General features: G+C 74.9%; 23 protein-coding genes. 10 read left to right on the top strand and 13 right to left on the bottom strand.

Going from position 1 to position 26,159, the window contains the following annotated elements:
- The first annotated feature begins 91 nt into the window (after nt 1-91).
- Nucleotides 92-1,402 carry a DUF6986 family protein gene (locus ACQYWQ_RS29735; RefSeq protein ID WP_431038899.1) on the top strand — a complete coding sequence of 437 codons (1,311 nt, stop codon included), beginning with the start codon at nt 92-94 and terminating at the stop codon, nt 1,400-1,402.
- Nucleotides 1,403-1,409: 7 nt separating this feature from the next.
- Here the strand turns inward: ACQYWQ_RS29735 and ACQYWQ_RS29740 are convergent, their stop codons facing one another.
- Nucleotides 1,410-2,447 (bottom strand): LacI family DNA-binding transcriptional regulator, encoded by a 1,038-nt coding sequence (locus ACQYWQ_RS29740; RefSeq protein WP_431038900.1) that lies wholly within the window; start codon nt 2,445-2,447, stop codon nt 1,410-1,412.
- 139 nt (nt 2,448-2,586) lie between these two features.
- Between ACQYWQ_RS29740 and ACQYWQ_RS29745 the strand changes: the two genes are divergently transcribed.
- On the top strand, nt 2,587-3,558 hold the full coding sequence (locus ACQYWQ_RS29745) for an ROK family protein (protein WP_431038901.1): 972 nt from the start codon (nt 2,587-2,589) through the stop codon (nt 3,556-3,558).
- A 221-nt stretch (nt 3,559-3,779) separates the two neighbouring features.
- On the opposite strand, the gene ACQYWQ_RS29750 is transcribed toward ACQYWQ_RS29745, so the two are convergent.
- Together ACQYWQ_RS29750 and ACQYWQ_RS29755 are read right to left on the bottom strand one after the other, a co-directional pair.
- The gene (locus ACQYWQ_RS29750) at nt 3,780-4,118 is read right to left on the bottom strand and encodes a hypothetical protein (protein ID WP_431038902.1); all 339 of its coding nucleotides are present in this window, start codon (nt 4,116-4,118) and stop codon (nt 3,780-3,782) included.
- Nucleotides 4,119-4,402: 284 nt separating this feature from the next.
- Nucleotides 4,403-4,588 (bottom strand): hypothetical protein, encoded by a 186-nt coding sequence (locus tag ACQYWQ_RS29755; protein WP_431038903.1) that lies wholly within the window; start codon nt 4,586-4,588, stop codon nt 4,403-4,405.
- Between the two features lie 173 nt (nt 4,589-4,761).
- Between ACQYWQ_RS29755 and ACQYWQ_RS29760 the strand changes: the two genes are divergently transcribed.
- Nucleotides 4,762-5,823 (top strand): NUDIX domain-containing protein, encoded by a 1,062-nt coding sequence (locus ACQYWQ_RS29760; protein WP_431038904.1) that lies wholly within the window; start codon nt 4,762-4,764, stop codon nt 5,821-5,823.
- 121 nt (nt 5,824-5,944) lie between these two features.
- Here ACQYWQ_RS29760 and ACQYWQ_RS29765 read toward each other — a convergent pair whose 3' ends face one another.
- Nucleotides 5,945-6,649 (bottom strand): MBL fold metallo-hydrolase, encoded by a 705-nt coding sequence (locus ACQYWQ_RS29765; protein ID WP_431038905.1) that lies wholly within the window; start codon nt 6,647-6,649, stop codon nt 5,945-5,947.
- Between the two features lie 184 nt (nt 6,650-6,833).
- Entirely contained in the window at nt 6,834-8,195 is a 1,362-nt protein-coding gene (locus ACQYWQ_RS29770; protein ID WP_431038906.1) for a dipeptidase, read from the bottom strand.
- 181 nt (nt 8,196-8,376) lie between these two features.
- Between ACQYWQ_RS29770 and ACQYWQ_RS29775 the strand changes: the two genes are divergently transcribed.
- Nucleotides 8,377-9,693: a geranylgeranyl reductase family protein gene (locus tag ACQYWQ_RS29775; protein WP_431038907.1), complete on the top strand. Its 1,317-nt coding sequence runs from the start codon at nt 8,377-8,379 to the stop codon at nt 9,691-9,693.
- A 329-nt stretch (nt 9,694-10,022) separates the two neighbouring features.
- Entirely contained in the window at nt 10,023-10,328 is a 306-nt protein-coding gene (locus ACQYWQ_RS29780; protein ID WP_431038908.1) for a hypothetical protein, read from the top strand.
- A gap of 278 nt (nt 10,329-10,606) precedes the next feature.
- On the opposite strand, the gene ACQYWQ_RS29785 is transcribed toward ACQYWQ_RS29780, so the two are convergent.
- Nucleotides 10,607-11,908 carry an MFS transporter gene (locus ACQYWQ_RS29785; RefSeq protein ID WP_431039404.1) on the bottom strand — a complete coding sequence of 434 codons (1,302 nt, stop codon included), beginning with the start codon at nt 11,906-11,908 and terminating at the stop codon, nt 10,607-10,609.
- 163 nt (nt 11,909-12,071) lie between these two features.
- On the opposite strand from ACQYWQ_RS29785, the gene ACQYWQ_RS29790 reads away from it, so the two are divergent.
- The 3 genes from ACQYWQ_RS29790 (at nt 12,072) to ACQYWQ_RS29800 (ending at nt 14,804) form a co-directional block, all read left to right on the top strand.
- Nucleotides 12,072-12,731 carry an alpha-ketoglutarate-dependent dioxygenase AlkB family protein gene (locus tag ACQYWQ_RS29790; RefSeq protein WP_431038909.1) on the top strand — a complete coding sequence of 220 codons (660 nt, stop codon included), beginning with the start codon at nt 12,072-12,074 and terminating at the stop codon, nt 12,729-12,731.
- 66 nt (nt 12,732-12,797) lie between these two features.
- The gene (locus ACQYWQ_RS29795) at nt 12,798-14,156 is read left to right on the top strand and encodes an ROK family protein (protein WP_431038910.1); all 1,359 of its coding nucleotides are present in this window, start codon (nt 12,798-12,800) and stop codon (nt 14,154-14,156) included.
- A gap of 231 nt (nt 14,157-14,387) precedes the next feature.
- Nucleotides 14,388-14,804 carry a nuclear transport factor 2 family protein gene (locus ACQYWQ_RS29800; protein ID WP_431038911.1) on the top strand — a complete coding sequence of 139 codons (417 nt, stop codon included), beginning with the start codon at nt 14,388-14,390 and terminating at the stop codon, nt 14,802-14,804.
- Nucleotides 14,805-14,844: 40 nt separating this feature from the next.
- Here the strand turns inward: ACQYWQ_RS29800 and ACQYWQ_RS29805 are convergent, their stop codons facing one another.
- Nucleotides 14,845-15,363, bottom strand: coding sequence for an ATP-binding protein (locus ACQYWQ_RS29805; protein ID WP_431038912.1), 519 nt, complete (start codon nt 15,361-15,363; stop codon nt 14,845-14,847).
- A 535-nt stretch (nt 15,364-15,898) separates the two neighbouring features.
- On the opposite strand from ACQYWQ_RS29805, the gene ACQYWQ_RS29810 reads away from it, so the two are divergent.
- The gene (locus ACQYWQ_RS29810) at nt 15,899-17,086 is read left to right on the top strand and encodes a PLP-dependent cysteine synthase family protein (protein ID WP_431038913.1); all 1,188 of its coding nucleotides are present in this window, start codon (nt 15,899-15,901) and stop codon (nt 17,084-17,086) included.
- Between the two features lie 45 nt (nt 17,087-17,131).
- Here the strand turns inward: ACQYWQ_RS29810 and ACQYWQ_RS29815 are convergent, their stop codons facing one another.
- On the bottom strand, nt 17,132-17,944 hold the full coding sequence (locus tag ACQYWQ_RS29815; protein ID WP_431038914.1) for a DeoR/GlpR family DNA-binding transcription regulator: 813 nt from the start codon (nt 17,942-17,944) through the stop codon (nt 17,132-17,134).
- A gap of 350 nt (nt 17,945-18,294) precedes the next feature.
- Between ACQYWQ_RS29815 and ACQYWQ_RS29820 the strand changes: the two genes are divergently transcribed.
- Nucleotides 18,295-20,784 carry a hypothetical protein gene (locus ACQYWQ_RS29820; RefSeq protein WP_431038915.1) on the top strand — a complete coding sequence of 830 codons (2,490 nt, stop codon included), beginning with the start codon at nt 18,295-18,297 and terminating at the stop codon, nt 20,782-20,784.
- Nucleotides 20,785-20,815: 31 nt separating this feature from the next.
- Here the strand turns inward: ACQYWQ_RS29820 and ACQYWQ_RS29825 are convergent, their stop codons facing one another.
- The 5 genes from ACQYWQ_RS29825 to ACQYWQ_RS29845 all read right to left on the bottom strand — a co-directional run bounded on the left by ACQYWQ_RS29825 (nt 20,816) and on the right by ACQYWQ_RS29845 (nt 26,124).
- On the bottom strand, nt 20,816-21,205 hold the full coding sequence (locus ACQYWQ_RS29825; RefSeq protein WP_431038916.1) for a hypothetical protein: 390 nt from the start codon (nt 21,203-21,205) through the stop codon (nt 20,816-20,818).
- A 135-nt stretch (nt 21,206-21,340) separates the two neighbouring features.
- Complete coding sequence (locus ACQYWQ_RS29830; RefSeq protein WP_431038917.1) at nt 21,341-23,779, bottom strand: right-handed parallel beta-helix repeat-containing protein; 2,439 nt, start codon at nt 23,777-23,779, stop codon at nt 21,341-21,343.
- 157 nt (nt 23,780-23,936) lie between these two features.
- Nucleotides 23,937-24,542, bottom strand: a complete 606-nt coding sequence (locus tag ACQYWQ_RS29835) for an Rv1733c family protein (protein WP_431038918.1) — start codon at nt 24,540-24,542, stop codon at nt 23,937-23,939.
- 67 nt (nt 24,543-24,609) lie between these two features.
- Nucleotides 24,610-25,455, bottom strand: a complete 846-nt coding sequence (locus tag ACQYWQ_RS29840; protein WP_431038919.1) for an MOSC domain-containing protein — start codon at nt 25,453-25,455, stop codon at nt 24,610-24,612.
- 198 nt (nt 25,456-25,653) lie between these two features.
- Nucleotides 25,654-26,124 carry a DUF6643 family protein gene (locus tag ACQYWQ_RS29845; RefSeq protein ID WP_431038920.1) on the bottom strand — a complete coding sequence of 157 codons (471 nt, stop codon included), beginning with the start codon at nt 26,122-26,124 and terminating at the stop codon, nt 25,654-25,656.
- Between the last annotated feature and the right edge of the window lie 35 nt (nt 26,125-26,159).

The raw sequence follows: 26,159 nt of genomic DNA on the forward strand, positions 1-26,159 counted from the left end.
CCACGGACCCGCCGCGCGGTGTGCCGTTGACGCCCTCGTACGGGCACGCTTACCTTCCCTCAACGGATTGTTGAGCACGGGAGGCAGCCGCATGAACCCGCAGGAGCCGGTACGCGGCACGCTCGGCCCGCACGCGGCGAAGGAGGTCGCGGACCTCCTCGCGCCTGTCGACGCCGAACTGGCGAGGCGCTACCCGGGCGACCCCGGCACCCGGCAGCCCGTGCACACCGTGTACGTGCCTGCCGACGCTTTCGGGGCGGACACCGTCCGTACGTGGGGCGACGAAGCGCTCGCCGCGCTCGACGCGCACGCGCCGGACGCCGCCTCGCTCGCCGCCGCCGTGGGCCTCGCCCCCGCGCTCGCGGCGGAGGTGTACCCGCGCGTGCGCGCCAAACTGCGCGGTGAGCCCGTCGAGGACCTGCGGATCGACTTCGAGGACGGGTACGGGGTGCGGCCCGACGCCGAGGAGGACGCCGACGCGGTGCGCGCGGCGCGCCTGGTCGCCGCTGCCTGCGCCGATCCCGATCCCGCGCGCGTCCCCGCCTGGCTCGGCATCAGGATCAAGTGCATGGAGGCCGCCGTGCGCGAGCGGGGCATCCGTACGCTCGACCTCTTCCTCACCGCGCTGCTCGACGCCGCGCCCCGCCTGCCCGCACGCCTCGTCCTGACGCTGCCGAAGGTCACGTACGCGCCCCAGGTCACCGCTGTGGCGCGCCTCCTCGGTGCCTTCGAGGAGGCCAGGGGACTCGCACCCGGCGGCATCGGCTTCGAGATCCAGATCGAGACCGCGCAGGCCGTGCTCGGCCCCGACGGCGCCGCGACCGTCGCCCGCATGATCGACGCCGGGCAGGGCCGCGTCACGGCGCTGCACTACGGCACCTTCGACTACAGCGCCGCCCTCGGCGTCAGTGCCGCGCACCAGGCCCCCGACCACCCGGCGGCCGACCACGCGAAGGCCGTCATGCAACTCGCCGCCGCGGGAACGGGTGTGCGGCTCTCGGACGGCTCCACCAACGTGCTCCCCGTCGGGCCCACGGAGCAGGTGCACGCCGCCTGGCGCCTGCACCACCGCCTCGTGACGCGCGCACTGGCCCGCGCCTACTACCAGGGCTGGGACATGCACCCCGCCCACCTGCCGACCCGCTACGCGGCGGTCTACGCCTTCTATCGCGCCGACTGGGAACGCGCCGCCGACCGCCTCGCCGCCTACGCGGCCCGCAGCGGCGGTGACGTCCTCGACGAACCCGCGACCGCCCGCGCGCTCGCGAGCCACCTCCTGCGTGGCGCCGACTGCGAAGCGCTCGGCAGCGACGAGATCACCACGCGCACCGGACTGGAGAGGGAGCGCATCGAAGCCTTCGCGGGGCGTACGCGGGAAGAGTCACCCTCTACTCAAGGATGAGACTTCCTCAGACCGCCGGAGGCAGCTCGCCCGAGCCGCGCGGGATGAGCCGCGTCGGCAGGATGAAGCGCTCGGCCTCGTGGGCCGCGCCGTCGAGACGGCCGAAGAGGCGTTGTGCCGCCGTGCGCCCGAGCTGGGCGGCGTCCTGTGCCACGACCGTGACCCCGGGATCGAGCAGGTCGGCCAGCTCGAAATCGTCGAAGCCGACGAGCGCCACCGGGCGCACGTGCTCCGCCAGGACCCGGACCACCGTCACCGTCACGCGGTTGTTCCCCGCGAAGACCGCTGTCACGGGCTCGGGCCCCGCGAGCATCGCGTGCGCCGCGTCCCTTACCCGCCCCGGATCGGTCACACCCAGCGAGACCCACTCCGGGTCGGGCGTGATCCCCGCCTCGGCGAGCGCGGCGCGGTAGCCGCGCAAACGCTCGGCCGCGGTGTGGATACGGGGCATGTCGCCGATGAAGCCGACGCGCCTGTGCCCGTGCGCGAGCAGGTGCCGTACTCCGTCGCGGGCCCCACCGAAACTGTCCGACAGCACGACGTCCGCCTCGATGCCGCCCGCCGGGCGGTCCACGAAGACCGCCGCCATCCCCGCCGCGATCTCCGGCTGGAGGTAACGGTGGTCGTCACCCGCCGGAATGACGACGAGTCCGTCCACGCGCCGCGCGCACAGCGCGAGCGCGAGTTCCCGCTCCCGTTCCGGGTCCTCGGCGCTCGACCCGTTGATGAGCAGGGCGCCGTGGGCGCGCGCCACCTCCTCCACCGCGCGGCTCAGCGGTCCGTAGAAGGGGTCGGCGAGATCCTCCAGGATGAGACCGACGCTCGCCGTGCGGCCCTTGCGCAGCACCCGCGCGCTGTCGTTCCTGCGGAAACCGAGCGCCGCGATCGCCTCGCGCACCCGTCGCTCGGTGTCCGGGGTGACGCCCGGCTCGTCGTTCACCACGCGCGAGACCGTCTTGAGTCCCACGCCCGCCCGGGCCGCGACATCCTTCATCGTCGGGCGGTTGCCGTAGCGCGGGGCAGGTCGGCGGGCGGTCTGTGCCACGAGAGGGTCCTGTCTGGTCGGGAGTCCGTGGCGTTGAGCATAGAACCTAGACAACGTTGTCAGTCCGGGGAGAGAATGATCGGGGACAGAATGACCCTCGCCCTGTCTCCTCGCTTTCACCAGGAAGATACGGACTCCTATGCACACGGACCTCGTCGCCGCACTCGATATCGGCGGCACCAAGATCGCCGGCGCCCTGATCGACGGGCGGGGGAGCATCCTCGCCCGCGCGCAGCGGCCGACGCTCGCCAAGGAGGACGGCGAGACGGTCATGGGTGCCGTGTCCGGGGTTCTCGGCGAACTCAGGAACGCCTCCGACTGGGACGCGGTGCGGGCGGTCGGGATCGGCAGTGCGGGGCCCGTGGACGCGAGCGAGGGCACCGTCAGCCCTGTCAACGTCGCCGCCTGGCGCGGCTTCCCGCTCGTCGAGCGCGTCCGCGAGGTGACGGGGGACCTCCCGGTGAGCCTCGTCGGGGACGGCGTCGCGATCGCGGCGGCCGAGCACTGGCAGGGTGCGGCGCGCGGCCACGACAACGCGCTGTGCATGGTCGTCTCGACCGGAGTGGGCGGCGGACTCGTTCTCGGCGGCCAGGTGCGCCCGGGGCCCACGGGGAACTCGGGGCACATCGGTCACATCAGCGTCGACCTCGACGGGGACCTGTGCCCGTGCGGTGGCAGGGGCTGCGTCGAGCGCATCGCGAGCGGCCCGAACATCGCCCGGCGTGCTCTCGCGGACGGCTGGGAGCCGGGGGCCGACGGGGACGCGACCGCCGCCGGGGTCGCTGCGGCGGCGCGTGCGGGCGACCGCGTGGCCCGGGCCTCCTTCGACCGCGCGGCGCAGGCGCTCGCCGCGGGGATCGCCGCGACGGCGACGCTCGTCGAGATCGACATCGCCGTCATCGGCGGCGGCGTGGCGAAGTCGGGGGACCTGCTCTTCACCCCGCTGCGCGCCGCGCTCAAGGAGTACGCGACGCTCTCCTTCGTCCAGGGCCTGGAGGTCGTCCCCGCGCAGATGGGCACGGACGCGGGCCTCGTGGGCGCGGCGGCGGGCGCGCTGCGCCACCTCGCCCCGCAGGGGCCTTTCGAAGGGAGTGGGACGGGGGCGGCCTGAGCGGACCCGTCCCGCCTGAGCGGACCCGTCCCGCCCGGGGCGAACCCGCACCGCAACGCGGCCGGGTCCCGTACGGATGCCGACGGGACCCGCACCGGGAAGTGGGCCGGGCCGTGCCGGAGGCCGCGCCGAACATGACTCGACCGGACGTCGAAGCATGCCTCGACAGGACGACGAGAGACGCTTCGACGTGCGGTCGGGACGCCGGGGGCCCGGCCCGGTCAGCGCGTGCTCGCCGGCAGCGCCTCCTCCGTGTCGTGACGGGCCGCCACCTCGTCCATGTCCACCGGCGCGGGCATCCCCAGTTCGGCGTGCACGCGCTGGTAGATGCCCTGCTCCAGGAGCGGGGTCTGGATGTGCTGATAGGGGGTCGGGCCGACGAGCGGCGTGATCCGCTTGATACGGCTCACGAGCCAGTCGCAGCGCATCGACCAGTACCCGTTGACGGCTCCGTGCCGCGCGTCGTCGAGGTCCCGCCACAGATGGGCGAGTTCCTCCTGAAGCGCTGCGCTGAGCGGGCCGGTGCCGATGCCAAGGGGCGCGTCGGGAACCTGAGACATGGTGCGTCCTCGCGTTGAAAGGGAACAGTCCGCGAGGGACAGATTGCCGTGCGTGAGGGCCGTTCGGGCGATATCGGGGAAAACATCCGTCTCCCGTGGGACACGCGATACGGTCCTGACCACCGCGCCGACCAGGGCACACGCCCTGCGCTCCCCGAGCGCCCCACCGCGTGCGCCGGTGCGCCCCCGCGCTTCCACTCGCACCTCGCGCGCCGCTTCACGCCCCCTGGGGCCGCACCCGTCCATGCCGTGGCCCCACGCGTCCCTCCGGCCCGTGGCGCCCGTCAGGCCGCGAGCTTCCCGGTCGTTTCGTCCGTCTCGACCACCACGAGGTAGTCGTCCGACGCGAGGTCCATGACGACCGTCGCCGCCCTGCCCGCCGCCCGTTCCCGCGCCGCCCGCTCCTCCGCCGGCCAGCTGCCGCGCGGGCCGCCCGCGGGGAAACGCTCCAGTACCTGTGCGTGCGTCATGGCGCACCTCCACCCGCTCCAGCCGATCTCGTTCGTCCGTGCCAAGGCGTATGCCCCCGAAACGGATCGTCACCCGCCCTCGTGTGCCCCCGCGGGGAGGCTCGCGCCCCCGGGGGTTTTCGTTCCTGTGCGGACCGGGCAAGCCACAGGGGGCCACGAAGAGAGGGGGGACCGTGATCGTCTGGATCAACGGGGCGTCGGGTGCGGCGGTGCGGGCCGTCGCCCGCGAGGTGTGCGCCGTGCTCCCGGACAGCACGCTGTTCGACCCGCGCGACCTCCTCGCGCGGCTCCCGGTGCCGCCGCCCGAGGGGAGCGACCCGCTCGACCTGCCGTTGTGGCGCCGCCTGTTCGTCGAGACGGCGGCCGCGCTGCTCGACGAGGTGGGCGGCGCGCTCGTGGTGCCGCTCCCGCTGTACGCGCAGGAGCGGCGCGACCACCTCTTCGGTCGCCTCGCCTCGCGCGCGATCGCTGTGCACCATGTGCGGATCGAGGCTGACGAAACGATCCTGCACGCATGGGCGGAACCGGTGCGTACGGAGGCGGTACGGGTCGAGGCGGCGCAGGGGGACCACCTCGCCGTCACGGCGACCCGTACCCGCCCCGCGAGCGTCATCGGCTCCGCCGACACCGCCTATGCGACCGCGCTCGCCGAGTGGCTCGCCGCCGACGCGCACCCGCTTCCCGCCGACGCGCGCGGCCCCCGCCCCACCGCCGAGGCGCTCGCGGGGCTGCTCGCCTCCGGTGCCCTGCCCGCCTGCCCGATCGTGCAGACGGCCGAGCCCACGGCGGAGACACTCGCGGCGGGAGTGCTCCTCTTCGACGAGACCGGCCGCTTCCTCCTCGTCGACCCGACGTACAAACCCGGGTGGGAGTTCCCCGGCGGCGTCGTCGAACGCGGCGAGGCACCCTCGCTCGCGGGGCTGCGCGAAGTCGTGGAGGAGACGGGCATCCGCCTGCGCGGCACGCTCCGCCTCCTCGTCGTCGACTGGGAACCCCCGGTACCCCCCGCCTTCGGCGGGATGCGTCTCCTCTTCGACGGCGGCCGCCTCCCCGACGCGGCGCACGCCTCACTGGCCCTCCCCGGCCCGGAACTGCGCGACTGGCGCTTCGTCACGGAGGAGGAAGCGGCGAAGCTCCTGCCCCCCGTCCGCTACGCGCGCCTCCGGTGGGCCCTGCGCGCGCGGCGCACGGGGACGATCGCCTACCTGGAGCGGGGGACACCGCTGCCCGACTGAGCCGGGGAACGGCTCCCCGCCCGGATGTCCGCAGGTACGGCGGCAAGCGGCTCACCGGGCCGGCATCGCCTCCGCGCCGCCGCCGTGCGTCGCCCCCGCCCCGCCTGCACCCCCGCCCCGCCTACAACCCCCCGTCCCGCTCCGCCGCGTACACCAGCGCGGCCGCCGCGTCCTCCGTCACCGTCTCGCCGTGCCCCGGACACAGCACGCTCGGGCCCAGGACCGCGAGGCGGCGGAGCGAGGCGCGGGCGGCCTCGCGGTCGATGGAGAAGACCCCGAGGCGCACCCGGTCCGTCACCGCCACCGTGTCCCCCGTGAACAGGACGCCGTGCAGGGGAAGATGGACCGCGACGCTGCCCGGGGTGTGGCCCGGTGTGTGCACGATCCGTGCGCCGCCGCCGAAAGGAAGCGGGTCGCCGTCCTCCACCAGCCGGTCCACTCGCGTCGGTGGCGCGGGCGGCAGACCCCGCGTCGCCTCCCAGAGGGGCAGCTCCTCCTCGGTCAGGTCCGGCGGCGGCAAGGGCGTCTCCTGGCGTACGTACGGGGCCTCCCAGCGGTGTGCGACCACCTCGGCCCCGTAGGCGCGGGCCAGTTCAGCCGCTCCGCCGCTGTGGTCCTCGTGCGCGTGCGTCAGCACGACGCGCGCAAGACGGGCGGGATCGAGCCCCAGCCCCCGTATGCCCCCCGCGATCTCCTCACCCGCGCCCACCGGCCCCGCGTCCACCAGGGTCAGCGTGTCGTCCTCGTCCCTTCCGTGCCACAGGTATGCCTGTCCCACGGGGAAGCGGAAGACATGCAAGCCGGGCCGTACCGTCAAGATCTCCATGCCCGGAGCGTGCGCGGCCCGGACCCGCTTCACACGCCGCTACGCTCAGGGCTGAGCGCCGGGCACGGGCACCCAAAGGCGCGGCGCCGTGCCCCGGCGGCACGGCCCGTCACGTGGGCGGGCCGCCCGTCACGTGCGCGAGCGGCGCGGCTCGGCGCGCGCGTGGCCCCCCGCCCCGTACTCCTCAGCGTCCGCTCGTCGCGTACTCCGTCAGGAAGACCGCCTCAGCGACCGCGAGCCGCTCCAGCTCCTCGGGCGACACGCTCTCGTTGGGCGCGTGGATCTGTGCCTCGGGCTCGCTCAGCCCGATGAGCAGGATCTCCGCCTCCGGGTACAGCCCCGCCAGGGTGTTGCACAGCGGGATCGAGCCGCCCTGCCCCGCGTACTGCATCTCCTCGCCCGGGTACGCGACGGCCATCGCGCGCGCCATCGCCCCGTACGCCGGGCTCGTCGTGTCCGCGCGGAACGGCTGGCCCTGGCCGACCTGCTCCACCGCCACGCGCGCGCCCCACGGCGTGTGCCGCTCGATGTGCGCCCTCAGCAGCTCCGTCGCCTTCACGGTGTCCTGCCCGGGCGCCACGCGCAGATTCACCAGCGCACGCGCCGCCGCCTGCACGGACGGGGTGGCACCCGCGACCGACGGGCAGTCGATGCCCAGCACCGTCACGGCAGGGCGCGCCCAGATACGGTCGGAAACCGTCCCCGAACCGATCAGCTCCACGCCGTCGAGGACCTTCGCGTCCGCGCGGAAGTCCTCCTCCGCGTACTGGAGCCCGTCCCACTCGGCGTCCGCTTCGAGCCCGTCGACGGCCGTCGAGCCGTCCTCGGCCCGCAGCGAGTCCAGTACGCGCACGAGCGCCGCGAGCGCGTCGGGCGCGGCCCCGCCGAACTGGCCCGAGTGCAGGTTCCCCGCCAGCGTGTCGACCGAGATCCGCACCATCGTCATGCCGCGCAGCGTCGTCGTCACGGTCGGCAGGCCCACCCGGAAGTTCCCGGAGTCGCCGATGACGATCGCGTCGGCGCGCAGCAGCTCGGGGTGCTCCTCCGCGTAGCGCTCCAGGCCGCCCGTGCCCTGCTCCTCGGAGCCCTCGGCGATGACCTTCACCGTGACGGGCACGCCGCCGTTCGCCTGGAGCGCGCGCAGCGCGAGGAGGTGCATGAGGACACCGCCCTTGCAGTCGGCCGTGCCGCGCCCGTACCAGCGCCCCTCGCGCTCCGTCAGCTCGAAGGGCGGCGTCCGCCACGCCTCCTCGTCGAGCGGCGGCTGCACGTCGTAGTGCGCGTAGAGCAGCACCGTCGGCGCGCCCTCGGGGCCCGCGAGCCTGCCGTACACCGACTGCGTACCGTCCGGCGTGTCGAGAAGGGCGACGTCGTCGAAGCCCTCCGCGCGCAGCGCGTCCGCGACCCAGCTGGCCGCGCCCTCCGACTCGGAGCGCGGGAACTGCTCGAAGTCCGCCACCGACCGGAAAGCCACCAACCGCGCCAGTTCCTCCCGGGCGTGCGGCATCAGGGAAGCGACGGATTCCGCGAGCGGATTCGGCGACATGGGCACCCTCCAGGGGGCTGCGACGTTGTAGCGGGTACAGGGCTCGCGCGCGAGTGTGTGCACAGCGAACGATCTCTCGATACTCCCACAGCCGGACCACCTGCCGCCCGGCCGTAGGATGCCCCGGGAAACCGGGGTCACGCACAGCAGTCAACAGCGGGATGGGGAGCGGAAGCACATCGTGAGCAGCGACAACACAGCTCAGGACTCGGCGGCCACCTCACGGGTGTGGGACGTGGTGGTGGTCGGCGCGGGTCCCGCCGGAGCCTCGGCGGCCTACGCGGCGGCCGTCACGGGGCGGCGCGTCCTGCTCCTCGAAAAGGCGGAGCTGCCGAGGTACAAGACGTGTGGCGGCGGCATCATCGGCCCGTCCAGGGACAGCCTGCCACCGGGCTTCGACCTGCCGCTCCAGGACAGGGTGCACGCCGTCACCTTCAGCCTCGACGGCAAGTACCAGCGCACGCGCAAGGCCAGGCACATGCTCTTCGGCCTCGTCAACAGGCCCGAGTTCGACCTCAAGCTCGTCGAGGCCGCGCAGGAGGCGGGCGCCGAACTGCGCACCGGAGCGGTCGTGCAGCGCGTCGAGCAGCACGGCCCTGCGGTGCCCGACCGGCGCACGGTCGCCCTCGTCCTCCAGGGCGGCGAGACGTTGCTCGCGCGGGCCGTCGTCGGCGCGGACGGCAGCGCGGGCCGGATAGGAGCGCACGTCGGCGTCAAACTCGACCAGGTGGACCTCGGCCTCGAACTGGAAATCCCGGTGCCCGAGACCGTCGCCGCCGACTGGAAGGGCCGGGTGCACATCGACTGGGGCCCCCTGCCCGGCAGTTACGGCTGGGTCTTCCCCAAGGGGGACACCCTCACGGTCGGCGTCATCTCCGCGCGCGGTGAGGGCGCGGCGACCAAGCGGTACCTGGAGGACTTCGTCGCCCGTCTCGGGCTCTCCGGCTTCGAACCGAAGGTCTCCAGCGGCCACCTGACGCGCTGCCGCACCGAGGACTCGCCGCTCTCGCGCGGCCGTGTCCTCGTCGCAGGGGACGCGGCCGGGCTCCTGGAGCCGTGGACCCGCGAGGGCATCTCCTTCGCGCTGCGCTCGGGCCGTCTCGCGGGCGAATGGGCGGTACGCGTCTCCGAGGCGCACGACGCGGTCGACGCCCGCCGCCAGGCCCTCAACTACGCCTTCGCCATCAAGGCGGGCCTCGGCGTCGAGATGGCGGTCGGCCAGCGTCTGCTCGGCATCTTCGAGCGGCGCCCCGGCCTCTTCCACACCGCCCTCACCACCGTCCGCCCCGCGTGGAGCGCTTTCGCGCGCATCACACGCGGCTCCCTCACCCTCGCCGAGCTGGTCCGCAACCACCCGCTCGCCAACCGCGCCCTCCAGCGCCTGGACCCGCAGCCGCGCAAGCGTGGCGCCTCCGCCTCGGGCAGCGAGCCGAGCCCGGCCGCCGACACGGCGGCCGAGGAGACCCCGGACGGCACGGGGGCGGGGGCCCGCGGCTGACACGACGCCGGGCGTCCCGGCCCCTCCCGCAGGGAAAGGGGCCGGGACGCCCCCGTACGAGAAGGCGTCGGGGCGCGCGAACGGAGGCGCTCTCGTACGGAGCCCCCGCGCGAGGCCCGGGCCGCCTTCGCCCCGCGGCGGCTCCCGTTCCGACGCGATGCCCACCGGAGACGGGGCAGCGGGAAGACCGCTGTCCACCCCGGCGAGCATGCCCGGCGCCTGGCCGGACACCGACGGCGGCCCGGTTCCCGCGTCGGCGCGGTGAAGCTCCGCCCGCTCTGCGGGCGGCAGGCCGGACGACCGGTGGCGCGCCCGCGGGCACGGCGGCGATGAGTTCCCGCACCGACGCGCGCGGGCCCCCGAGGCGCGGCAGCGGCGGCTCCTCGCGCGGGACCGCCCTCGCGTTCCGCCGCCGGACCGGCGCCCTGCCTGCCCGGCCGCACCAGGCACTCCTGCCCGCGCGCGTCCGCGACGACGCCGAGCCCCCTCAGGACCGCGCCCACGCGCCCGGCCGCCTCTCGGACAGCGGTACGGGGTCCGCCGCCGCGCGGCCCGGGACGACACCGGTGCCGCCCGGCGGTCCGAGCCCCGCCCCGCTCGTCGCGGCGGTCCGGGCAGAGGCCGAGCCCCGTTGACGCACCCGCGTCGACGGGCGTGAGCGGCCCCGGCACACCGAGGAACACGATCGGTGCCTGTGGGGCGGCGGTTCGCCGGGAGCGTCAGCGCGCCGCCGTCCCCGGCGAGGGCTCCGGCGCGCGTCTCGTACGCGGCGCACCGCCCCGCGCACCGCAGGTACACCTCGGCCGGGTCCGTCCCAGCGGCTTCCTCGGGATAGCCCGCCGGTCCAAGGGCCGGCCCGCTACGGCCTCGTGCCTCCGACGGGGCCCGGAGCCCTTCGCGGCGGCCCCGCGGCTCAGGCCGTCTCCGCGGCCGCCGCGTCTTCGCGCCCCGTACGGGGCTCGCCCGCCCGTCGCGTCGTCCACGCGACGACGCCCGCCAGCGCCGCCAGGACCGAGACGCTGAGCAGCGCGGTCGGCAGCGAGAACCAGTCGGCCATGAAACCGATGACAGGGGGTCCGAGGAGCAGACCGCCGTAGCCCAGCGTCGACGCGGTCGCCACGCCCTGCGGACCCGCGATGGTGCCCGCGCGGCCGATCGTGGCGGGGAAGATGTTCGCGACCCCGAGGCCCATGACGGTGAATCCGACCAGCGCCAGCCACAGCGTCGGTGCGAGCGCGGCTATCAGCATCCCCGCCGCGGAGACGAAGGCGCCGCCGACGACGGTGACGGTCGGGCCCAGCCGTTCGAGGAGCACCGTGCCCGAGAGCCGCCCCGTCATCATGGCGAGCGCGAAGAGCGAGTACCCCGCCGAGGCCGTGCCCGCGCTCGCGTCCAGGTCCTGGTCGAGGTGGAGCGCGCCCCAGTCGGCCATCGCGCCCTCCCCGTACGAGGAGCAGAGCGCGACCACGCCGAGGATGACGACGACGCCCGTGATCCTGCCGCGCGCGGGCGCCTTCGCCGCCGCCCCGCCGCCGGTCGGCTCCGGCAGGCCGGCGCCGGGAGCGGGTTCGGCGAGGCGGGACGGGGCCGGGGTGCCCGGGGCGCGGTGGCGCAGCAGGGCCGGGGTGGTCGCCGCGGTGACGAGGAGGCCGATCAGCGCGAGCATCGCGAGGTGCCAGGAGGGGGAGAGGTGCGAGGCGACGAGACCGCCCAGGCCCGCGCCGAGCATCCCGCCGAGACTGAAGGCGGCGTGGAAACTCGGCATGACGGGGCGTCCGAGCGCGTTCACGAGGTCCACGGCCGCGCTGTTCATCGCGACGTTGATCCCCCCGTACCCGATCCCGAAGACCAGCAGGACGGCACCGAGCGACCACGCCGTGTGCATGTGCGGCGGCAGCGCGATCGCGAGTGAGACGAGCACCGCGCACGCGGCCGTGACGGGGTGGTTCCCGAAGTGCCCGCACGCGCGCCCCACGAGCGCCATCGTCACGATCGCGCCCGCCGAGACGCCGAGCAGGGCGAGACCGAGCGCGCTCGCCGAGGCGTGCGTCTGCTCCTTGATGGCAGGGATGCGCACCACCCAGCCCGCGAAGACGAAGCCGTCGAGCGCGAAGAAGACGGTGATCGCGGCGCGCAGCCGCAGCAGCGAGCCGGGGGAGCCGTCGGCGATGACGGGGCGCGGGCGGCCGGAACGCGCGCGGCCTACTTTGTTCAGGAGCGACACAAAATCAGCGTACGGGGGGTGCGGACGGCTCACAAGGGGGAGGAGGGGGCGCATCGGGGGCGCGAACAAGGGCCGGCGGTACGAGGGCGCCGTGCCCCCTCTCGCCCCTCGCGGGCCCGGCTCGTTGTCGTACCCGGGTGCGAGCATGGACGGCATGGCCACGCTCCTGCCGCGCTTTCGCACCACGCTCGCCCCGGGCGCCGTCCACGTGCCCGACTGGCTGCCGCCCGAGCGGCGCCGCGCGCTCGTCGAGGCATGCAGGGACTGGGCGCGGGGGCCCGTGCCGATGCGCAAGGCGCGGCTGCCGCGCGGAGGCGTCATGTCGGTGGACAGCCTCTGCCTCGGCCGCCACTGGATTCCGTACCGGTACAGCCGCACCGCGGACGACGTCAACGGCGCCCCGGTCCTCCCGCTGCCCGGCTGGCTCGGCGACCTGGGCAGGCGCGCGATCGCCGCCGCGTACGACGACGAGGAGGCCGCCACGCGCTTCGAGCCCGACGTCGCCCTCGTCAACTTCTACGGACCGGGGGCCACGATGGGGATGCACCAGGACAAGGAGGAGCGCGCCTCCGCGCCCGTCGTCTCCCTGAGCCTGGGGGACACGTGCGTCTTCCGCCTGGGCAACACCGAGACGCGGGGCAGGCCGTGGCAGGACGTCGAGCTGGAGTCCGGGGACCTCCTCGTCTTCGGCGGCCCCTCCCGCTTCGCGTACCACGGCGTCCCCAAGGTCCGTCCCGGCACGGGGGACCCGGGCGACGGACTGGCCCGGGGACGGCTCAACATCACGCTGCGCATGACGGGCCTGCCCGGGTGAGCGCGGCACGGAGCGGCACAGGTGGGGCGCGGTGCGCGGGTGACGGGGCATGACAGACTCGCCGACATGAACGGCAAGGAGGCAGGGGCCCGCACCCCGGACAGCGTGCGGGTCGACGGTGCGGCCGTGGACCGTACCCGGGGCGAGCGGACTCCGGAGGAGCGCGCGGCGCGGGAGCGGGCCCCGGGGGAACTCACCGCGCGGGGACGGACCCCGGCGGAGCGGGCACGGGGGGAGCGCACCCGTCTCGAACGCGGTCGCGGCGCGCTCGGGCCCGCGCTCGAACTCGTCCACACCGGGCGCGCCCCCACCCGCGCCGTCCTCACCTCCGCGCTCGGTGTCACGCGCGCCACCGCGGGCGCCGTGGCCGCCGAGCTGGAGTCCCTCGGTCTGATCAGGGTCGACGCGCGTCCCGCCGCCCCGGCAGGCTCGCACGGCCGCCCCTCGCACCGGCTCGCGCTGGACCCCGAGGGCCCCGTCGTCCTCGCCGCGCAGGTGCACGCGGACGGCTACCGTGCCGCTCTCGTCGGCCTGGGCGGGCAGCTCGTCGCGACCTCGCCCGGGTGCGCGATGGTCGGCGCCGATCCCGCCGACGTGCTCGGCTCCGTCGTCGCCGCGGGCCTCGCCCTGCTGCGCGAGACCGGCCGGCGCTGCGTGGGCGCGGGGCTCGCCGTGCCGTCCGCCGTCGCCGAACCCGAGGGCACGGCGCTCAACCCCTTGCACGTCGCCTGGCCCGCGGGCGCCCCCGTACGCGACATCTTCGCCGCGCAGGTCCGCGCCGCCGGACTCGACGTCCCCGCCTTCGCGGGCAACGACATCAACCTGATGGCACTCGCCGAGCACCGCCACGGTGCCGGGCGCGGCGCGCGCCACCTGCTCGTCGTCGCGACCGGGCACCGCGGCGTGGGCGGTGCCCTCGTCGTCGACGGGCGCCCGCACACCGGCGGTTCGGGACTCGCCCTGGAGGTCGGACACCTCGTCGTACGCCCCGGGGGACACCCCTGCTACTGCGGATCGCGGGGCTGCCTCGACGTCGAGACCGACCCGCGCGCCTTCCTCCTCGCCCTCGGCAGGACCCCGGGCGACTCGCAGCTCAAAGAGGCCCAGGACCTCATCACCGCGCACGGCGAGGAGCCCGCCGTGCGCGCCGCCGTCGAGATGCTCACCGACCGCCTCGGCCTCGGTCTCGCGGGCCTCGTCAACATCCTCAACCCCGACCGCATCCTCCTCGGCGGCCTCCACCGCACCCTTCTCACCGCGGCGCCCGACCGCCTCCACGCCGTCGTCGCCGACCGGAGCCTGTGGGGCCGCAGCGGCAGCGTCCCCGTCCTCGCCACCGCGCTCGACCGCGGCAGCCTCGTCGGCGCCGCCGAACTCGCGTGGCAACCGGTCCTCGACGACCCGCTCACCGCCCTGGGCGGCTGACCGTCCGGGGAGCGGGCCGGGGCGCCGAAGGCGGGGACCGGGGCACATCGGGGTACGGGGACACGAAGTCGGTGGCAGGCTGGTCCTCGGTAAGGGACCATCACGATCTCCACGGCCCCGCCCCGGTACCCGAGCAGCGGTGGCGGAGCGGAGCCGTGCCGACGCCGCATCGCTACCGGTCCGGCGCTCTTCGGCTCGGGCCGGAGGGAGCCCTGACCGGAGAGGAGTCCTGTGTCACTCGCACTGGAAGACCGCCTGGCCATCACCGAACTGATCTCCCTGCACGGTCACCTCGTCGACGAGGGCAGCCTGGACCGTTTGGAGGAGTTGTTCACGGCCGACGTGGTCTACGACCTCACCGACTTCGGCGGCGAGTCGCTGACCGGGATCACCGCCTTCCGGGACGCCGCATGGGCACGGGGAGAGGGCAACCCCGTCGCGCACCACGTCACCAACATCGTCGTCACGGTGGCGCCGGACGGCCGGGTGGAGGCCCGTTCCAAGGGACTGGGCGTCTTGGCGGACGGTTCCTGCGGCTCCGTCACCTACCACGACACGGTCGTGCGCACCGCGGAGGGCTGGCGGATCAGCCGCCGCAGGGTGTCGCCGCGTCGGGCTCCGCTGGGCGGGAAGGCGGCGTCCGGCTGACCCGCCCCTCGGCCCCTCGACGGTTCCCGGCCTGCCGCGCTCACCCCAGCGCGGCCGCCCGCATGCTCCGCCGTGCGGCGTGCTCCTCCGCCCGTACCTCCGCGAACGGCTCCGCGCCCGCCCCGTACGGGTGGCGCGGAGCCACCGCGGGGACCGGCGCCCCCTCGTCGGCGGCCGCGAGCGTGAACCACACGACCTTGCCGCGCTCGTCGGGGCGCACGCCCCAGCTCTCGCTCACGGCCGCGACCAGCGCGAGGCCGCGTCCGCACGTCTCCGTGTCAGGGGCGCGCCGCAGCTGAGGCACCTTCGGGTCGCGATCACGCACCGAGACGGTGAGCACCCCGAGCAGGAACTCGATCTCCACGGCACACGTCTTGTCGGGCTCCGCGTGCCGGTGCACGTTGGTGAGCAATTCGGTCACCCCGAGCGTCGCCTGGTCGATCAAGGCGTCGAGGTGCCAGTAACGCAACTGGGCGGACACGATTCTGCGGACCTGGCCGATCCGCGACGGCAGGGCCTGAAGCTCCACCGCGCAGTGCCTGCTGGGCTGGCTGATCACGGCTGTCACTCCCCGAGGTGAGTCCGGAAGAAGACGATGCTCGCGGCCGGCGGTTCCCACTCCCGCCGACGTACAGGGGGACCGGTACGGCGGCTGGTTCACAGCGTCATCGCCGGTTGACCCAGAGTGAGGTGAGTCCAGGGTGACCCGGGGCAGCGGACCCCGCAACTCGTCGCCACGGCCCGTACCACCACACGCCTCCCGCGTCACGCGCGGCGACCCCCGTCGGCTGTGGCCACGGGGCGCGCGTCCGTGGTGCAGTCTGCACGGCCCAGGGGCCCCGCACCAGGGCCCGGGACCCCTGGTGGAGGCGCGCGCGGGCGCATGTGTACGGGGTGGAGCGAGCCCCGGCGCGCACTGCGGACGTCCTCGTGAGCCCGTCGTGCTCCCGCCCGCAGACCGTGTGCCCCCAAGCCCGTGCTTCGGTCGCTCAAAGAGGTGTTTATGCAGGTGAGAAGTGGTGCGAGGGGGTCTAGGATCGGGCCCCATCAGCCCGCGCGCGGCCTCCCGCGCCCATTTCCCCAGGAGCGGCGTCGTGCCCACCCCCGAGCAGAACCGCCCCGGCCCCCCGGCGCACACCCCCGAGGCCCCGGCGTCCACGCCCGACGCCCCGGCCCGCACTCTCGACGCCGACCGGAGTGACCCCTCCTACCGCGCCTGGCTCAAGGAAGCCGTCCGGCAGGTGCAGGCCGACGCCAACCGCAGCGCCGACACCCACCTGCTCCGCTTCCCGCTCCCCGCCCACTGGGACGTGCACCTCTACCTCAAGGACGAGTCGACGCACCCCACGGGGAGCCTCAAGCACCGCCTCGCCCGCTCGCTCTTCCTCTACGCGCTGTGCAACGGCTGGATCAGGCCGGGCGCCCCCGTCGTCGAGGCGTCCAGCGGCTCCACCGCGGTCTCCGAGGCGTACTTCGCCCGCCTCATCGGCGTTCCCTTCATCGCCGTCATGCCCCGCACCACGAGCCGCGAGAAGTGCCGGCTCATCGAGTTCCAGGGCGGCCGCTGCCACTTCGTCGACGACCCCCGGACGGTCTACGCGGAATCCGCCCGCCTCGCGGCCGAGACCGGCGGCCACTACATGGACCAGTTCACGTACGCGGAACGCGCGACCGACTGGCGCGGCAACAACAACATCGCCGAGTCGATCTACCAGCAACTGCGCGAGGAGCGCTACCCCGAACCCGCCTGGATCGTCGCCACGGCGGGCACGGGCGGCACCTCGGCGACCCTCGGCCGCTACGTCCACTACATGCGCTACGACACCCGGGTCTGCGTCGCCGACCCCGACTTCTCCTGTTTCTACGAGGGCTGGACCCACCGCGACCCGGACGCGGTGAGCGACCGCGCCTCGCGCATCGAGGGCATCGGCCGCCCGCGCATGGAACCGAGCTTCGTGCCCGGCGCCGTCGACCGCATGATGAAGGTCCCCGACGCCGCGAGCATCGCCGCCGTGCGCTTCCTCGAACGTGTCCTCGGCCGCAAGGCGGGCGGTTCCACGGGGACCGGGCTGTGGAGCGCCCTGCGCATCGTCGCTGAGATGGTCGCGCACGGCGAACGGGGCAGCGTCGTCACGCTCCTGTGCGACCCGGGCGAGCGGTATCTCGACAAGTACTACGCGGACGAGTGGCTGGCCGCGCAGGGGCTCGACATCACCCCGTACACCGCGACCCTGGAGACGTTCCTGGCGAGCGGTACGTGGCCGGGCGGCCCCGCGAGCTGAGCGGCGTCTTCCCCAACGGGTGGGGGCGGCCGCGCCCGCAGGGGCTCAGGCCGGAGGCGGCGTGCCCGCGACCAGTACCGATTCCACCCGCTCCGCCAACTCCTCGCGCGCCTCGTCCGGCAGCCCCTCGTCCGTCACCACCGTGTCCACCGCGCTCAGTGGTGCGAAGGAACTCAGGCCCACCGTCCCCCACTTGGTGTGGTCAGCGACGACGATGACACGCCGCGCCGCCGCCACGAGCCGCCGGTTCGTCTCCGCCTCCGCGAGGTTCGGCGTCGACAGTCCCGCGCGCCCGGATATGCCGTGCACGCCGAGGAAGAGCAGATCGAAGTGGAGGGAGGCGATCGCGGCATCGGCGACCGGGCCCACGAGCGAGTCCGACGGCGTACGCACCCCACCGGTCAGCACGACCGTCGCCCGCCCCTGCCACCCCTCCTGCGCCCGGTGGAAGACATCAGCGACCCGGACCGAGTTCGTCACCACCGTCAGCTCCGCCACCTCGACGAGCCGCTGCGCGAGCGCGTAGGTCGTCGTGCCGCCCGAGAGCGCGATCGCGGTACCGGGGGTGACGAGTTCGGCGGCGACGCGCGCGATGTTCTCCTTGGCACCCTGTTCCCGGCCCGACTTCGCCTCGAAGCCCGGCTCGTGACTGCTCGCCTCGGCCGGCGGCACCGCCCCGCCGTGCACCTTCTCCACCGCCCCCTGCCGGGCGAGCGCGTCGAGATCCCTGCGCACCGTCATGTCCGAGACGCCGAGCCGCTTCGTCAGCTCGTTGACCCGTACTCCGCCGCGCCGCCGCACCTCGTCGAGGATGACGGCCCGGCGCTGTTCGGCGAGGAGGTTCAGGTTCTCGCTCACGTCCGCCCGGTCCTTCCGCTGCTGTGGTCCCGCGCCCGGCTCCGCCCCGCGCGACGGAGCGTGGGGGCGCCCCCGCCGTGCCCCGGCGCGTCCCGCCCCCTCCGTCGCGCCCCCGCCATCCTCCCACGTCGGGACCCCCACCCCGGCGGGCCTGTTCCCCTCCGCTCTTCACCCGACCGGGGGACTCTGCGCCGGACCCCTTCCGGGCACGCCCCCGCCCCGCCATGCTCGTACGGGACATGACAGCCTCGGGCGGTACGGTACGCCGAGCGCACCACCCGCCCCGTACGAGAACCCGCCCGTACGAGAACCCGCCCCGCCCGTCCGTCCGTTCACAGGGAGAACCGCGCGTGCAGTCCGCCCCGGGGGAGCAGCCCGCCCTCGAACTGCTGGTCCACGGAGTCGGGGGCACCACCCCCGCCGAGATGCTCGACGATCCGCACACGGTCCGCGTCGCAGGTGACGACACGGCAGCCCTCTACCGCCGGGCGAAGGACGCGCCGCCCGCGCGCGAGACGCCGCCCGCGCGCGAGACGCCGCCCGCGCGCGAGACGCCGCCCGCGCGCGAGGACGAACGTGCCCGCGAGGACGCGCCGAAGGCCGCCGGGTCCGGCGAGGACGCACCGGTCCAGGAGGCGTACGTCTGGTGCGACCTCACCTCCGGTGACGCGAGCCGCGCCCTGTGGCTCCTCCTCCTGCCCTTCATGATCGTCAACCTCGCGCACTGGATGCGTCCGCGCGCCCTGCGCCGCCCGCGCCTCGTGCGCCTCTACGGGGCTCTCGTCCGCCTCATCGGCCTCAGCCTCACCGTCCTCCTTGTCGCCGCCGCCTGCGAAGTCGCCCTGGACCTCACCGCCTGGCAGTGCGCGGGCACCGCCGCCTGCGCCGAGGGCCGGGCCTGGCTCGGCTTCCTCTCCCCGCACACCTCACCGGGCGACTGGTGGACCCAGCCGGGCCGCCGCCTCGCCCTCGCCGCGCTCGTCCCCGCCGCGCTCGTGCTGCTCCTGTGGTTCCTCGCGCACAAGACATGGAGCGCGTACGAGAACCAGCGGCCCCTTCCCACGACGGACGACCCCGACCACGCCGAGCACGACAACGACTCCGCGCGCACCGGCCACGCGGCCGCCGCGACCCCCACGGCCCGGGGCGCGAAGGTCCCGCGTGACACGCCGGCCCTGGCCCGCCCCGGGTTCTGGTACGGCCGCCGCATCGTCGCCAGGCTGCGCGCCGCCCACACCGCCGCCGCCCTCCTCACCATCGCGGCCGGGGTCGGCACCGCCGTCACCGCGCAGGACGCCGCGCACGACGGGCCCGTCCTGGCCGGGCGCCTCCTGTGCGCCCTGTACGTCGCCCTCGGCGCCGTCGTCCTCGCCGCCGTCTGCCGAAGGGGCCGCAGCGAGCGGCGCGTCGACCTCGCCTTCGACCGCCTCACCGTCCGCGCCCTCCCGCTCGCCGCCCTCGCCCTCCTCCTCGCCACCCTCGGCTACGCCCTCGCCGACCGCCCCGCCGACCGCTCCGCAGGAACCCTCCCCGGCGACGCGCTCTTCCGCGTCCTGACCCTCACCCAAGGGCTCCTCGTCCTCGCCCTCGCCGTCGTCGCCGCCCTCCTCCACCGCAGCGCCCCCGACTCGCGCACCGCGCTGAGCGGCTACGGCGGCCCCGCGACCGCCCTCCTCGCCTGCGCCCTCGGCGGTGTCCTCACCGGCGGTCTCGCCCAGCGCGTCGCCGACTGGCTCGACGGCCCCGCGACCCCGGGCGAAGGCGCGAGCCCGCTGGCGGGACCGCCCGTCCTGCTCTCCTGGCAGGCCGCCGTGCTTCCGCCGATGCTGCTCCTCCTGCTCCTGCTCGCCGCCCGGCTCGGCATCGCCACGTGGCGCCGCGCGCGTGCCGAGGCCGCGCGGGTCGACGCGGACTACCCCGGCGTACGGCACGACGAGGCCCGTACGCGCGCGATCGCCCTGACCCGCGCCGCCGCCGCGCTCACCGACCGCGCTCCCGCCCTGCTCGGCCTCGGCGCGGCAGGGACCCTCCTTCTCGGCGCCGCGGCGCTCGTCGGCGCCTGGACGAGCGGCGAGGTGCCGGGCGAGGCGACGAGCGGACTGCCCGCCGCCGTGCACGGTCTCGCGCAGACCTGCCAGGCGCTCGGCTCCTGGCTCACCGGCCTCGCCGCGCTCCTCTTCCTCGCCTTCGGCCGCCGCGCCTACCGCGATCCGCACGCCCGCCGCACGATCGGCATCCTGTGGGACGTCGGCACGTTCTGGCCGCGTGCGGCGCACCCCTTCGCGCCGCCCTGCTACGCCGAGCGGGCCGTCCCCGACCTCACGTGGCGCATGGCGACGTGGACCGCCCGCACGGGCGGCCGACTCGTCCTCTCCGGCCACTCCCAGGGCAGCGTGCTCGCCGCCGCTGCCGCCTGGCAACTGCCGCCGCGGGCACGCGGCAGGATCGCCCTGCTCACCTACGGCTCCCCCCTCGAACGCCTCTACGGCCGCTGGTTCCCCGCCCACTTCGGCCCCACGGCCCTCGCCGGGCTCCGTACCGACGTCGCCCAGTGGACCAACCTCTACCGCGCCACCGACCCCATCGGCGGTCCGGTCCGCGTCCCCGACGTCGACCACACCCCCCTCCACGACCCCCTCGTCTACGGCCGCACCCCCGACGAACCCCTCCCGCCCCCCATCCACGGCCACGGTGACTACCCCTGCGACCCCGCCTTCGCCGAGGCCCGCACCGCCCTGCTCCAGCGCCTCCGCCCCACCGGCCCCGTCCCGCGCCAGCCCGACCGCACGCGGACGCAGGCCGAGGGCGCGAAGCCCGGCGGAGGGGCGGCCGGGACCTGAACACCCGGTCCGCCCCGCCCGCCGGGAGCGGTCAGGTGCCCGGGTCGACCCCGGGATGCGTGAACCGTACGGGCCTGCCCAGCGCCCGGGCGTAGGCGATTTCGGCCCGGGTGCTGTCCCCGACGTAGTCGCCGACGACGAGCACCTCATCGGCGAGCCGGATCTTCGCCCGGTGCAGATCGTCGAGTCGAGCCTTCAGCGCCTCGGCATCGGCGGGATCGGACCACAGTTCGTGCGGCGCCTTCATGTCACAGGCCGGTTTGACGACGATCTTCCCGGCGGCGGTCTCCCGCAGGTCGGCCTCGTTCATCTCGGTCATGAAACGGGTGGAGCCGCAGATCACGACGATGCGCGGGAGGCTCGACAGCTCTTTCGCCTCGGCGAGTTTCTCCTCGGGGGTGCGCAGTCGGGAGTTGGACACTGATTCCTCCTGGTGGTGTGGCCCAGTGGCGGCCGCGGAGACGAGGACGAGGGTGTCCACGAGCGTTGCGTGACGCACGACGCGGACACGCACGCGCACCCGTCCGTCAGCTTCCGACCACCTGCCCGCGGGCCCTCACCCCAGTTCCGGCAGATCCTCCGGGTACAGCAGGGTCAGGTCCGCCTTGTCCGGGCTGGGGAGCTGGGCCACCCGGCCCGCGTGGCGTTCGACCATCGCCTCGAAGGTCTGCCGGGCCGTGCGGCCGTTGCCGAAACCGGCGTCCTTGGGGATCGCGGTGAAGTACTTCAGGAGCGCCTCCCCGGTGCCGTCCGCCAGCTCGTACTCGTGCTCCTCGGCCTGCTGCTCCACGATCCGCAGCAGTTCCTCAGGGCCGTAGTCGCCGAAGGTGATCGTCCGCGAGAAGCGGGAGGCCACACCCGGGTTGACCGCGAGGAAGCGTTCCATCTCGGCCGTGTAGCCGGCGACGATGACGACGACCTCGTCCCGCTGGTCCTCCATGAGCTTGACCAGCGTGTCGATCGCCTCGCGCCCGAAATCGCGCCCGGAGTCCTCCGGGGAGAGCGCGTACGCCTCGTCGATGAAGAGCACCCCGCCCTTCGCCCGCCCGAACGCCTCCTGGGTGCGGATCGCCGTCGAGCCGATGTGCTCGCCGACCAGGTCCACGCGGGAGACCTCCACGAGGTGTCCCTTCTCCAGGACCCCGAGCGCCACGAGGATCTCCGCGTACAGGCGCGCCACCGTCGTCTTGCCCGTACCCGGTGAGCCGGTGAAGACGAGGTGGCGGCGGGCCGATGCCGCCTTGAGCCCGGCGGCCTGGCGCCGTCTGCCGACCTCGATCATGTCCGTCATCGCGCGCACCTCGCGCTTGACGCTGTCGAGCCCCACGAGCGCGTCCAGCGCCGCGAGCACGTCCTCGGGCGAGCGCGCGGGTTTCTCGTCCGCGACGGTCCCCGCCGTCTCCTGACGCGGTGCGGGTACGCCGCCGAGCAGCCCGACGGGGGCCGTCTCGCGTACGCGCGTCTCGCCGCCCACCGGCGGCAGTACGGGAGTCGTCGCGGCGGGCGCTGCCGGGGCCGCCGCGCTCTCGTCGCTCGCGCAGTCCTCGACGACCGGGCTGCCCCCGCTGCCCTCCGCGATCTCGTAACCGCCGCGCGCGCACCGCTCGGTGCGGCAGCGGCGCAGCGTCGTGCGGTCGCCGCCGATGAGGTGGAAGCCGTACCCCGCGCTGTCGCTCACCTTGCACGAGGTGAACGTGCCGCGCCCGTCGGCCGAGACGTAGAACCCGGACTCGGCGGCCCCCGCCACGGTGCACCGCTCCACCGCGGGATCGGCGCCCTTCGTGACGATGACGCCGGTCTGCACGTCCGTGACCGTGCAGCCGCTCAGCGTGCCGCCGCTGCCGTGGTCGCGGAACCACGCCCCCGTCGACGCCTTGGTGATCCGGCAGTCGTCGAGCTGGGCGATCGCCCCGTCGCTCACCGAGACCGCCGTGTTGCGCACCTGTGCGAGATCGCTGTCCACGACGTCGACGCGCGAACCACGGTCCAGGACGAAGAGCGCGTCCGGCACGTCGTGCACCCGGCAGGAGTCGAGCACCGCCGTCGCGCCGTCGCTCACCCACACCGCCGGGTAGTCGCCGGTCGACTCGTGGATCTCGCACTGGTTGGCGTCCACGCGCGTACCCGGGTCCCACACCGAGAGCCCGTTGCGCCCGAAGCGGCTGACGGAGGAGCGGGTCAGCGTGAGGACCGAGCGCGAGCGCAGGTCCACCGCGTTCTCCGGGATGTCGTGCAGGCGGCAGTCGGCGAGCGTGAGCACCGCGTCCGTGTCGAGCGTGACGCCGTTCGCCGTCGTACGGTGCAGCGCGCAGTCCGTCAGGTGGGCGGTGCCGCGCTGGCTGAGCTGGAGCGCCGAGCCCTTGATCTCGTAGACCTCGCAGCCGATCGCCTCCAGGCCGCTGCCCTCACCCGTCACGGCGAAGCCCGCCCCCGAGGCGTGGTGCACCCGGCAGCGCTCCAGACGCGGGTGCGCCCCGTCCCGTACGACGATGCCCGACTGCCCCGCGGCGACGACCTCGCAGTCCTCGAAGATGCCGCTCGCCCCGGCGAGCACGGCGATCCCGAGGCCGCCCGCGTTGTCGACCGTGACGGCACGGACGGTGGGCCGTGCCCCGCCGCGCACCTCCAGGCCGACGGCGGACCGCGTCATGATCCGCAGGCCCTCCAGCTCGGGCGCGCTGTCCTCGACGAGCACGGCGGGTACGGCAGAGTCCTGCCCCTCGATGTGCAGCCCCTGGACGAGCGCGGCGCCGCGCACGGTGAGCGGGATGCCGTCCGTGGGCGCGATCCTGACCGGGCCCGCCGCGTTGTCCACGGCGCGCAGCGTCACCGCCTGCCGCACCACGAGGTTCTCCCGGTACGTGCCCGGACCGATGCTGAGGACGTCGCCGTCCCCCGCGGCCTCCAGGGCGGCGGAGAGCGAGGCGTACTCGCCCGTGCGGCGCCGCCACCGCGACGTACCGGTGTGCGTCACCTGGACCGTGCCCTGTGCCATGTGCTGCTGTGCCCCCACCTCGTGCGTACGCGGGAAGTATGACGCGTGTCCTGCGGACGGCGCGCGGTCCACCGTAGCGTGTGCGGACAGCGGGAGTTGACCGTGTCCTGCCCCGGGCCACCGGCACGTGCCCGGGCTCGGCAGGGCGTGCGCCCCGTCAGCTCCCGGTGCCCGCGCGCCCCCAGTCGGGGCCCGTGCGCCGCCACTCGCGTTCCCAGGCCACGAGCCTGGCCCGCCGCAGCCGCCATACCAGGACCCGCCGCCCGCCCTCCAGGAGTACGACGGCCGCGGTGCCCGCCCCCACGCCCGCGAGAAGGGCGTGCGCGTCGGCGCTCGCCGCGTCGAGCGGACGCGGCATCAGGCGGCCTCGCGCGTCCGTCCACACGGGGAAGGTGTCGCCCTTGCGCGGCGCCGACAGCGTGGCGTTGGCGAGCCCGGTGCGGCGCACCCCGTCCGGGCCCGTCCACGCGGCCCGTACCCGGACCTCGCCGACCCGGCCGGGGCCGGTCTCGGGATCGGTGTCGAAGCGCGTGCCGCGCTCCGGGCTCAGCACCGTCGCACTCACCCGCACCCGGTCGTGGCGCTGTTCCTCCACGGTCCGCAGGAGCGCCGTGCGTGTGTGCAGCGCCGCCTGCGCCCCGGCGAACGGGACGAGGACGAGGAGCAGCACGACGGTGGTCAGGCCCGCCCAGCCCTCGACCCGGTCGCTCGTGCGCCACAGCGGATTGTGCCGCCAGGCCCACAGCCCGAACACGGCTCGCACGACGTGCCCCCCCCTTCCCCGCCCCCGCGGTCTCGTCCCGCCGTACCCGTTCCCGGCGGGCAGCAGGCTATGCGACCGTCTCGGCGCCGCCCGCCTCGACCACCGTCAGCCGGTCACCGACCCGTACCGAACCGGCCGACTCCGGAACGAGGTTCATGCCGAACATCGCCTTTCCCCCCCTCCTGCGGTGCCGCGCCAGGGTCCGCAGCGGCTCCTTGCCGCGCACGCCCTTGTCCTGGTCGACGGTCGTCACGACGCAGCGCCCGCACGGCTTCGTCACCCGGAAGAGGACCTCGCCGATCCGCACCCGGCCCCAGCCGTCCTCCGCCCACGGTGCCGCACCCGAGACGACGAGATTGGGCCGGAATCTGCTCATCGGTACCGGGCCTTCGGCGCTCAGCCCGTCCGTGGCGATGAGGGAGTTGAGCGCGTCCAGCGAGGACAGGCTCGTGAGCAGCAGCGGGTAGCCGTCCGCGAGGCTCACGGTCTCGCCGGGCCGCGCGTACGCCGGGTCCACGGGACGTGCCGTCGCGGGCGCGGCGAGGTGGACGAGCCGCACGAGGCGGCCGAGGTACGCGGTGCACCACGCGGACGCGACGGCCGCGGCCGGGACGACCTCGACCTTGTTCCGGAACAGCTGCACGACGACGCTGTCCGCGGCAGGGACCGGGACGTGGCAGGGGGTGCGGCCCGGCGCGCTCAGCACGAGGCCCCCGCCGTCCGCCCGTCGCACGTCGAGCAGCGCGAGGCGCGGTTCCTCACGCTGGGTCAGCTGACGGGCCTCGTCGTCCACGAGCATCCAGCGGCGGTCACCGGCGAGCCCCCAGGGCTCCACGACCGCCTCGGGGAGATCGAGGGCACGGGCGGCCTTGAGCGGGTGGACATGGACGGAGACGAGCGAGACTGCGGGCATGAGGGTCATTTTCCCACCGGGCGGGGCGTGATCCCCGGCCGGGCGGCACGCTGTCCGCCCGCCGTGCGGCGCGCCTTCCTCCGCCGTGCGACGCCCGTTCACCGCGGCGCCGTACGCGCGACGCCCGGCACCGCGCGCCGTGGGGGCGGAACGGTGCCGGGCGTCGCGCTTCCCGGACGGTGGCGGCGGTCGCCGCGCTCAGTACGGCCGGTAGGGGCCGCTCTGGTACGGGTCCTGGTACGGGGCGGGGGCGGGCTGCGGCGGGCGCGGGGCCGCGGGGCGCATCGCCTCGTACCCCGTCGCGGGCTGCGGCGCCGGCCGGTAGCCGCCCTGTTGCGGGACCCCCGGGTAGCCGCCGCGCTGCGGCGCGGGCTGCTGCGGGATGTACGGCTGCGGCGCGGGCTGCTGCGGCGCCGGCTGCTGCTGCGGCGGCTGGCCGTAGTACGCCGGGGGAGGCGGGGGTACGGGGGCGGGCGCGGCCGGGAGGGCGGGCAGCGCCGGGGGGAGCGCGGGCAGGGAACTCCCGCTCGGCTCGTACAGGGACGGCACCCGGATCGGCGCGATCTGCGGTGTGCCCCGCTCCGCTACGAGCGAGTCGTAGATCGGAGTGTCCGGGAAAGACGGCGCGGAATAGTAGCCGCTGCCGTAGGTGGGGCGGGGGGAGGTCATGGCACATAAGTTAAGCCCACGATGTGCTGGTTGGG

Source organism: Streptomyces sp. P6-2-1, assembly GCF_050613165.1.
Lineage (GTDB): Bacteria > Actinomycetota > Actinomycetes > Streptomycetales > Streptomycetaceae > Streptomyces.

Excerpts from the sequence above, each read along its gene's own strand:
- ACQYWQ_RS29770 (WP_431038906.1), bottom strand. The coding sequence starts at position 8,195 with ATGTCGCCGAATCCGCTCGCGGAATCCGTCGCTTCCCTGATGCCGCAC.
- ACQYWQ_RS29780 (WP_431038908.1), top strand. The coding sequence starts at position 10,023 with ATGAGTTCCCGCACCGACGCGCGCGGGCCCCCGAGGCGCGGCAGCGGC.
- ACQYWQ_RS29745 (WP_431038901.1), top strand. The coding sequence starts at position 2,587 with ATGCACACGGACCTCGTCGCCGCACTCGATATCGGCGGCACCAAGATC.
- ACQYWQ_RS29765 (WP_431038905.1), bottom strand. The coding sequence starts at position 6,649 with ATGGAGATCTTGACGGTACGGCCCGGCTTGCATGTCTTCCGCTTCCCC.
- ACQYWQ_RS29750 (WP_431038902.1), bottom strand. The coding sequence starts at position 4,118 with ATGTCTCAGGTTCCCGACGCGCCCCTTGGCATCGGCACCGGCCCGCTC.
- ACQYWQ_RS29795 (WP_431038910.1), top strand. The coding sequence starts at position 12,798 with ATGAACGGCAAGGAGGCAGGGGCCCGCACCCCGGACAGCGTGCGGGTC.
- ACQYWQ_RS29790 (WP_431038909.1), top strand. The coding sequence starts at position 12,072 with ATGGCCACGCTCCTGCCGCGCTTTCGCACCACGCTCGCCCCGGGCGCC.
- ACQYWQ_RS29840 (WP_431038919.1), bottom strand. The coding sequence starts at position 25,455 with ATGCCCGCAGTCTCGCTCGTCTCCGTCCATGTCCACCCGCTCAAGGCC.
- ACQYWQ_RS29845 (WP_431038920.1), bottom strand. The coding sequence starts at position 26,124 with ATGACCTCCCCCCGCCCCACCTACGGCAGCGGCTACTATTCCGCGCCG.
- ACQYWQ_RS29830 (WP_431038917.1), bottom strand. The coding sequence starts at position 23,779 with ATGGCACAGGGCACGGTCCAGGTGACGCACACCGGTACGTCGCGGTGG.
- ACQYWQ_RS29735 (WP_431038899.1), top strand. The coding sequence starts at position 92 with ATGAACCCGCAGGAGCCGGTACGCGGCACGCTCGGCCCGCACGCGGCG.
- ACQYWQ_RS29755 (WP_431038903.1), bottom strand. The coding sequence starts at position 4,588 with ATGACGCACGCACAGGTACTGGAGCGTTTCCCCGCGGGCGGCCCGCGC.